Genomic DNA, 9,004 nt, shown 5'->3' with positions numbered 1-9,004 from the left:
GCCGCCACCCTGGGCCTGGCCGGCGCACCGCCGAGCGCCGCCCTTCCGGCCGACCTGTCGGCCACGGCCATCGGCATCGACCATGCCGCATTGCGGGGGCCCGGCAGCGGTGCCGTGCTGTTCACGGGATCCGGTCTGGCACTGCTGGAGACCGCCCCGGCCGCCGCCGCTGCGGCACCGGAGGCGGTGACGCTGCGCAGCCTGCGCGGCATCGGCATCCTCGGCAGCGACATCCAGAGCAACGGCGGCGATGCCACCGTGATGGCCATGGGGGGCTTTGCCGCACCTCCGGCCGTGGGCCTGCTGCCCTCGATGGATGCGGCGGGCATCGACCGCTCCACGGTGCTCACCGGCTCCGGCAACGATGTGGTGATGGGCCGCATTCTCACCGAGCAGGAGGCCGGGGTGGATGCGGATGGGAATGGGACGATCTCACCCAACACCTTCCTGGATGCCTCTGCCCTGACGGGAGGAGACGGAGGCTTTGATGGCATCCGCAACAGTCTCATCCACACCGGTTCCGGCAGCGATGGGGTGTTTGGCTCCGCCAGTGGCAGCCGGATCGACACCGGCACTGACAATGACGCCATCCTTCTGGAGAGGGCCCGCAGCTCCGTTCTGGACGGGGGCTTCGGCAATGACAGCGTCCAGGTGAGTCAGCTGGCCGTGGGCAACCGGCTCAACGGTGGTTTCGGCAACGACACGGTGGACGTGGCCGCCGGTGACGGCAACCTGCTGGACGGCGGTTTCGGCCAGGACCTGGTGCTGGGCGGCAGCGGCCAGAACACGTTTCTGCAGTCCAACGCCGGGGCGGCCCTGGATGCTGCCAGCCGCAGCGCCGCTCCCGGGGCGTCCTTCGCGGAGCGGCTCGCCGATCCCGCCTTCTGGGCGGGGCTGGGGACCCAGCAGAAACAGGACCTCTGGCAGAGCGGTGAGCTGCTCCAGGGCGGCCAGGTGCTGCGTGCCGACACGATGAGCAACTTCGATGCCAGCCGCGGCGACATTCTCGAACTGAGCAGTTCCCTTGGCTCGCTCACCCAGTCCCTCTGGGACACCCAGGGGGCCATCTTCGGCGTGCAGAACGGGCAGCTGGTGGTCCGTGACGGGCCGGCGAACAGTCAGCTGGGTGTCGTGGTCGGAACCCTGGCCGACATCCGCTCCCTCGGCATCGGATCTCCCTCGCTCGCCTACGCCACCGACACCCGCCAGCTGATGTTCGATGCCGATGGGAACTGGAAACACGGCAGCCAGAGCCTCGGGACCGTGAACATGTCCGATCCGTCCGTCCTCACCAAATCCAACATCCACTTCGGCAGCGGCAGCTGAGCGGAGGGTGCCCTGCCCGGTTCCGATCGTTCCCCGTGGCTTTGACCCATGCTTCCTGTTTCCCGGCTCCACCTCGATCTCCGCAGCGCCCTTGATGCCATGGCCCGCCGGCCGCTGCACGAGCTGCTCGACCAGCACGGGCTGCTCCAGGCGCTGGCCCGGGATCTGGCCCTGAAGGCCCTGCGGGAGGACGTCCGCTTCACGGAGGAGGAACGGCAGGCGGTGCTGAGCCGGGTCTGCGCCGGACTGCCCTGCCCCGCCCCCTCCAGCCTGGAGGGCGACTGGATCGCCACCCTGCCCGAGGACCTGCGGGACACGGTGCGGCAGCGTTGGGATCACCTCCGCCACCAGAAGGCGCTGGAGGATCGCTACGGCGAGCGGGTGGAGGCCCATTTCCTCGAACGCCGTGCAGATCTGGAGCAGGTGGTGTTCCGGCTCCTGCGGCTGCCCCAGCAGGGTCTCGCCGAGGAGCTCTATCTCCGGCTGGTCGATGACGGTGCCGGTTTCGGGGAGCTGGCCAGCCGCTATTCGATCGGGGACGAAAGCATCACGCGCGGCATCGTCGGCCCGATCGAACTGTCCCAGCTGAACCCCACCCTGCGCGGAGTGCTGGGCTCTCTGGCGGTGGGGGACATCCATCCCCCCTTCCTGCTGGAGCAGGCGATCCTGGTGGTGCGGCTCGAACATCGCCGACCTGCCAGCCTGAGCGAGGACCTGCGCCACCGCCTCCTCGAGGAACTGCTGCAACCGGACCTGCACTCCTGCATCGAAGCGGTCCTGGCGGAGCTGCGCCACTCCCTCGCCGCCGAGCAGGCCCCGCTGGCTGCGGTACCGGCTCCGGCGCTGGCTGTGGCGGGAGGCTGAGCCATGGCCACCACCACCCGCATCGAGGAGCTGCTGCGCTGCTTCCCATTCCTGGCCGACCAGCCGGAGGAGGCGCTGGAGCACCTCGCCTCCCAGGCCCAGCTGCAGCGTTTCCAGCAGGGCCAGCCCATCAGCCGGGTCGACCAGCCGCCGACCCGGCTCTATTTCCTACTGGAGGGAACGGCCCGGGCCGTCGTCTTCTCCAGCCGTCTGCCCCGGGGCGTGGCCACCCTGCAGCGGCTGCAACCGGGCACCGTGATGGGGTGGACCCTGGTCAGCTGCGGGCGCTGCTGGGAGACCCTGATCGCCTCCACCGATCTGGTGGTGGTGGCCCTTCCCCACGAGGCCCTGCAGCGGGAGATGGGGCGCCACCCGGCCCTGGCCGAGCGGGTCCGGAGCAGCGTCAATCCGTCGGAGCTGTTCGCGGTCCTCGATGCCCACCTGCAGGACTATCCCCGGGCCCTCTCCCAGGAGGTGGTGGAAGCGGCGACCCAGCTGGCGGATGGCAGCCTCGCCCTGACCTGGACGGCCGCGGACCCCGCCGCCCTCCCTCCTCTCCAGGGAGAGCGGTTGTGGCTGGTGGCGGGCGGCCCGCTGCCCCTCGGCCAGTCCCTCACCAGCGAAGAGCCCATCGAGGCCGGGGAACCCCTCCGGGTGCTGGGCCTCGATCGCCAGCGACTGGCCGCCATCCTGGAGCCACCCTCCTCAGAGGAGACCGGCCGTGCAGACAACGGCTGGCACGCCAGGCTGCTCACCCGCTGGGAGCAGCAGCGCCGGACCCTGGAGCCCGCCGGGATTGCCGCGGCGGAGCCCATCGACGTCAGCGTGGTGGTGGAACCGGCCGACGGGGAGCGGCGGGGACCCGACGCCTTCCCCTGGGTGAAGGGCATCGGGCCACTGGAGTCGCCGATCGCCGCCTTCCTGATGCTCAGCCAGCATCTCAACCTTCCCTTCCGCCGGGACATGATGCGCCGCGTGTTCGGCGACCAGGTGCAGCGGCACGGTGAATCCTCCCTGCCGCTGGCGGGTGCCGTAGCCGAATCGATGGGCCTGCAGACCCAGCTGCTGGCGATCCAGGCGGCGGCCCTGCCCCGGCTGACCCCCCCCCTGATGATCCGCTGGGGAGATGGTCTGGCGGTGATCTACCGCTGCAGTGCCAAGTCGCTGGTGCTGGGGATTCCGGCCGTCGGCAACCAGGAGCTCACCCTGGCCGAGTTCCGCGAGCAGTGGGGTGAGGCGGGGGATGTTCTGACGCTGAGGGTCAACGACCTGACGCCGCAGCGCCGCTTCGGCTTCCGCTGGTTCCTGCCGGCGCTGCGCCAGCACCGCACGGTGCTGATGGAGGTGCTGCTGGCCAGCTTCTTCGTGCAGCTCTTCGGTCTGGTCAATCCGCTGCTGATCCAGCAGGTGATCGACAAGGTGATCATCAACAACAGCCCCAGTGCCCTCGGGGTGCTCGGTGTGCTGCTGGTGGTCTTCGCCCTGTTCGAGGGTCTGCTCCTGTGTCTGCGCACCTTTCTGTTCGTGGACACCACGAACCGCATCGATCTGAGCCTGGGAACCCAGATCATCGATCATCTGCTTCGTCTTCCCCTCAGCTACTTCGACCGCCGGCCGGTGGGGGAAGTGAGCAGCCGCATCGCGGAACTGGAGAAGGTGCGCGGCTTCCTCACCGGAACCGCGCTGACCACCATCCTCGACGCCATCTTCTCGGTTCTGTACATCGGGGTGATGCTGATCTACAGCTGGCAGCTGACCCTGCTCACCCTCGCGGTGGTGCCGTTTCTGGTGCTGCTGGTGCTGGTGGTGTCACCGATCGTGCGTCTGCAGCTGCAGAACCGGGCCGTGGCCAACGCCCGCACGCAGAGCCACCTGGTGGAGGTGCTCAGCAGCATGATGACGGTCAAGGCGCAGAACATCGAACTGCGCAGTCGCTGGAAGTGGCAGGACCTCTACACCGATTACGTGGCGGATGGATTCGACAACACCCTGGTGGGCACCACGGCCAGCTCGATCAGCGGATTTCTCAACAAGCTCTCCGGGTTGATCGTCATCTGGGCCGGTGCCGGCATGGTGCTGTCCGGATCGCTGAGCCTGGGGGAACTGATCGCCTTCCGCATCATCGCGGGCTATGTCACCGGACCGCTGCTGCGGATGACCTCCATCTGGCAGTCCGTGCAGGAGACCGCCCTGTCCCTGGAGCGCCTCAGCGACGTGATCGACCATCCCCAGGAGGCCCCTGCCGACAACGCCACCCGGCTGATCATGCCCCCCATCCAGGGGGAGATCAGCTTCCGGTCCATCTCCTTCCGCTACAAGTCCTCTTCCCCGCTTCTGCTCAAGGGCCTGAACCTGGACATCCCCAGGGGCACCTTCGTGGCCATCGTGGGCACCAGCGGATCGGGCAAGAGCACCCTCACCAAGTTGCTGGCGCGTCTGTATGCCCCGGAGGAGGGGGTGGTGCTGGTCGACGGCATCGACATCGCCAAGGTGGAACTCCATTCCCTGCGCCGACAGCTCGGCATCGTTCCCCAGGACACGGTGCTGTTCGACGGTTCGGTGGAGGAGAACATCACCCTCACCAACCCGGAGGCCAGCACCGAGGAGGTGATCGAGGCCGCCCGCATCGCCGCCGCCCATGACTTCATCATGGAATTACCCGCCGGCTATTCCACCGAGGTGGGCGAACGGGGCAGCAGCCTCTCCGGCGGCCAGCGCCAGCGCATCGCCATCGCCCGCACGATCCTGCAGCGACCACGGCTGCTGATCATGGACGAGGCCACCTCCGCCCTCGACTACCAGACCGAGCGGGTGGTGAGTGAAAACCTGATGCAGGCCCTCCAGGGCTGCACGGTGCTGTTCATCACCCATCGGCTCTCGTCGATCGTGAAGGCCGACATGATCGTCTGCATGGGTCAGGGTGCCGTGCTCGAGGTGGGCACCCATGACGAGCTGATGGCGGCCCGTGGGCCCTACTACGCGCTCTTCCGCCAGCAGGGGCGCTCCTCCCCGAGCAGTTCCCCCGCCCCGCCGCCCCTGGCCGTGGCCGCTGGGCGTGGAGCGCATCCGGTCATCCCCCCAGGAGCGATCGAACCATGAGTCCTTCCAGCAACGGCAACGGCAATGGCCATGGCACAGCCCATGGCAACGGCAACGGCAACGGCAACGGCCACAGCCACAGCCACGGCCACGGCCACAGCAATAGCCACAGCCACGCAACATCCCAGGCCACCGGCAGCCAGGCCGCCCGCACGGCCACCCTGGCTCCCCCCGAGGAGGCCACCCTGCCCCTGGTGCGCCTCTCCCGCAGTCGCCGTCGCACCCATCTGCCCCGTTCCACCCGCGGCTGGAGCCGCGCCATCGTCTGGAGCCTGATCGGGCTGACCGGCTTCGGTGTGATCTACGGCTCCGTGGCCCGGATCGATTCCTCGATCAGCACCACGGGCAAGCTGCGTCCCATCGGCGGCACCCTCGCGGTGCTTCCCCCGTTCACCGCTCCGATCCAGCGGGTCCGGGTCCGGGACGGACAGACGGTGAAGACCGGCGACGTGCTGGTGGAATTCGACAGCCGCCAGGCCCGCCGCGAGCGCCGCGACCTGCTGGCCCAGGCCGATCTCTGGCGCAGGCAGGTGAACCAGGCCGCCCGGCAGCTGAACCTCCCTCCCCTGCCGGGGAGCAGCCGGGAGGAGCGGCAGGTGCTGGCCCTGGAGCGCAGGGACATCCAGCTGCGTCATCGGGTGGCCCTGCAGCGGCTGCGACGCAGCCAGGCCGGTGAGCGGGAACAGGCCGACGTGCTGGAGGCGTTGCGGTCCCGCTACGCCCTCAATGCCAACATCCGCGCCCGCATGGCCCAGCTGGCCCGGGAGGGCGCCATCTCCCATCTGGAGCTGGAGCGTCAGGACGAGCGCCAGATGGATCTGCTGAGCACCATCCGGCGCACCGAGCAGCAGATGGCCGCCGCCGGCAGCGGGGTGGTCGAGAGCTTGACCAACCAGGAACAGGTGGGCACCGAAAATGCCCGCCGGCTCTGGGACCGCTATGACGAGGCCCGCCAGCGTCTCCTGGAGACCACCACCCGGCTGGGTCAGTTGGAGGAGCGTCTCCGCCTCGGCCGGGTGGTGGCGCCCCGTCCGGGGAGGGTGTTCGACCTCCAGGCCCGGGCCGGAGAGCTCCCCACCCCGGGCCGTCCGCTGCTGAAGCTGGTGGGGCAGGAGGGACTGGAGGCGGAACTGGCGATCTCCAACCGGGACATCGCCTTCCTGCGGCCGGGAATGCCGGTGGACGTGCGGGTGACCTCGCTTCCGTTCACCGATTACGGCTCCCTCCAGGGCACCGTGGTGCGCGTGGGGGCGGATGCGCTGCCCCCTGATCAGCGCACGGGGCAGGAGTCCTTCCCCGCGATCGTGCGTCTCGATCGCACCAGCCTGGGTCGCCGGGGCCAGTCCTATCCCCTCCAGGCCGGCATGGCGGTGACGGGGATGGTGCAGCTGGGCTCGCGGCCGGTGCTGGCCCTGCTCAACGATCGGGTGGGAGGCTTCCTGGACGCCACCCGCACCATCCGCTGACCGCCAAGCCACCACCCACCCGCTGACGGCTAAGCCACCGCCATGGCCTCGCCACTGGCGGGGAGCCCGGCCGATTGCAGGCCCGGCAGCTGGGCGAGGGCGGTGACGCTCCTGTCGGATCCCAGCAGCACCAGCCGGCTGCCCAGCTCCCCGGTGGCGATCGCCAGCTGGTCGATCCCGGTGCTTCGGGCGTCCATGCCGGCGACCAGCTGATCGAGGGGAGCGATCGGCAGCAGCCGGGCCTGGCCGATCCCGTCGAGCCCTGACGGCGTCAGGTCGATCACGTTCCCCGCCGCCCCGGGTAGAACGCCCACCAGTCGCAAGGAGACCTGGTCGGTGAGACCGATGCCATCGGCCGTCGTGGACGGCCTGAGTTCCAGGTCGGCCAGCACCGGCAGGACGACCTTGCTGCCGGCCGCCATCGCGCGGATGGCCTCCAAGCCCGCCAGGACGAAACGATCGCGACCCTGACCGCCGCTGACCACCAGGTCGGCGGCCGCTGCGGTCCCGGCCGGCGGCCGGGCGGAAAGATCCAGCTCGAACGTGTCGTCTCCGTCCCCACCCTCGAGCCGCAGGGTGTCGGCAGCGGCGACCAGCCGGTCGTCTCCCGCCCCGCCCCGCACCGCCTCGAAGCCGCTGATGCCCCCCAGGATGCCGCTCGCCTCGCCCTGGCGGAGATCGACGCTCACCGACTCCTGCCAGGCGCCGTAGTCGAGCCCATCCACGCCGTTCCCCGCTTCCAGCACCCCGTCGAGCACCCCCCGGGCCCCCATCGACACCACCGCATCCCCGTCCCCGAGTGCGAGATTCTCCAGCCCACGGAAGTTCAGCGATCCGATGCTCCCTTCTCCGGGGCCATCCAGGCGGACCGGCAGGGGGTCGGCGCCACGGTCGTCCGGATGGAGTTCCTCGGACGTTTCGGCGTCGGCAACGTTCCTGAGGGTGTCGACCCCGTCGCCGCCGTCGACCGACCCGGACAGGGCCGCCGCCGGCAGCAGGATCAGATCATCCCCCGCCGCCGTGTCGAGCGTCACCGCCGCCCTTTCCCCGGATGCCAGCGTCAGGGTCAATCCGTCGTCGCCGTCCGCCAGTCGGATGGCATTGCTGGAATCCGGTGCCAGCGCCACGGTGGACGACGCTACGCTGCCGTTGACCAGCAGCTCGTTGGAACCGCTTCCCAGCGAAAGGCGCGAATCGATCACGGCACCCTCCACCGTCAGCTGGTCATCGCCATCCCCGAGCAGCACCTCCGACTGCATCAGGGCGATCCGCTGGAGTTCGCCCTCCCGTCCGTCCGGGCCCTCGAGCCGGACGCTGATGCTGACCAGATCGTCGCCGCCTCCCACATCCAGCAGGCTGTCGACCAGTCCAAGGGCGCGGGCCCGCAGCTGCAGGGAGGCATCGTCCTGCCCGGTCTGGGGGGAGGGGATGTCCAGGATCAGGCCAGGGCCTGACCCCTCCAGGTCCTGAAATCCGCTGGAGATGGTGACCCGGTCGTCCCCATCCCCCAGGAGGATGGAGCTGTTCTGCATCGCCTGGGACAGCAGATCGATCCCCAGCTGGCGGTGCTCCGGGGCCGTCGGGGCCCGGAGCTGGAAGCGGGCCAGGCTGCTGAGCTCCAGGGAACCGCCACCGCCGATGTCCTGGAGCTGGCTGTCCAGCATGCCGATGAGGGACTCCAGGATCTGCCCCCGGGCGGTGCCGCCGGCCAGCAGGGCGAGGTCGATGACGTCGGAGACCTGCAGGCGGATGTCGTTGGCCTCGGGGCCGAACAGCAGCCGCGCCTGATTCAGACCTGTGTTCCGGCTCTCCATCGTCAGATCGGCGTCGTTGAGCACCGAAAGGCTGAGCAGGTTGAGCCGCCGATCGGAGCTCACCTCCACCAGGGGGGTGGCGACGTTGCGCAGGTCGATCACCGCGTCGGTGATGGCCCCGAGTTCGTTCCGGAAGCTGGTGCTGGCTGCCCCCTCCACCGAGCGGCTGACGATCCCTTCGTTGCTGCGGAGCACCACCCTGAGCGAGGGGATCTCGGGCTCCGCTGCCATGGCCATGGTCGTGGTCGTGGTTGTGGTTGTGGCAGCGGCGGTCTCCCTGCCCGCGTCCATGTCCGTCACGGGGGGCGATGCCGTGGGGCGGGTGGCTTCGAGGCGGGCCGCAGCGACGGCCAGGGGCTGGGAAGAGGAGCCCGCGGCCAGGGAGCCGGCTGCGGCGGGTGGCAGCTCCTGGGAGGGGCTGGCGGGGGCACCGGC

4 protein-coding genes and 1 pseudogene are annotated in these 9,004 nt (G+C 69.6%); 4 read left to right on the top strand and 1 reads right to left on the bottom strand.

Features of this window, described 5'->3' with window-relative positions; all coding sequences use genetic code 11:
• The 4 genes from VB739_RS15480 to VB739_RS15465 form a co-directional block, all read left to right on the top strand.
• Window positions 1-1,326: calcium-binding protein (locus VB739_RS15480; protein WP_416233350.1), on the top strand; the 1,326-nt coding region annotated here is incomplete at its 5' end.
• Between the two features lie 48 nt (window positions 1,327-1,374).
• Window positions 1,375-2,190, top strand: coding sequence for a hypothetical protein (locus VB739_RS15475; RefSeq protein ID WP_323357923.1), 816 nt, complete (start codon window positions 1,375-1,377; stop codon window positions 2,188-2,190).
• Window positions 2,191-2,193: 3 nt separating this feature from the next.
• The gene (locus VB739_RS15470) at window positions 2,194-5,289 is read left to right on the top strand and encodes a peptidase domain-containing ABC transporter (RefSeq protein ID WP_323357922.1); all 3,096 of its coding nucleotides are present in this window, start codon (window positions 2,194-2,196) and stop codon (window positions 5,287-5,289) included.
• Window positions 5,286-6,755: an HlyD family efflux transporter periplasmic adaptor subunit gene (locus tag VB739_RS15465; RefSeq protein WP_323357921.1), complete on the top strand. Its 1,470-nt coding sequence runs from the start codon at window positions 5,286-5,288 to the stop codon at window positions 6,753-6,755. The genes VB739_RS15470 and VB739_RS15465 overlap by 4 nt, the downstream gene beginning before the upstream one ends.
• A 29-nt stretch (window positions 6,756-6,784) precedes the next feature.
• On the opposite strand, the pseudogene VB739_RS15460 reads toward VB739_RS15465, so the two are convergent.
• Window positions 6,785-9,004: pseudogene (locus VB739_RS15460) on the bottom strand (hypothetical protein); the annotation flags it as partial.

This window comes from Cyanobium gracile UHCC 0281 (genome assembly GCF_034931305.1).
In the GTDB taxonomy this organism is placed as follows: Bacteria; Cyanobacteriota; Cyanobacteriia; order PCC-6307; family Cyanobiaceae; genus Cyanobium; species Cyanobium gracile_A.
Note: the sequence above shows the minus strand (reverse complement) of the source record. Positions and strands in the feature narration are given on the sequence as shown.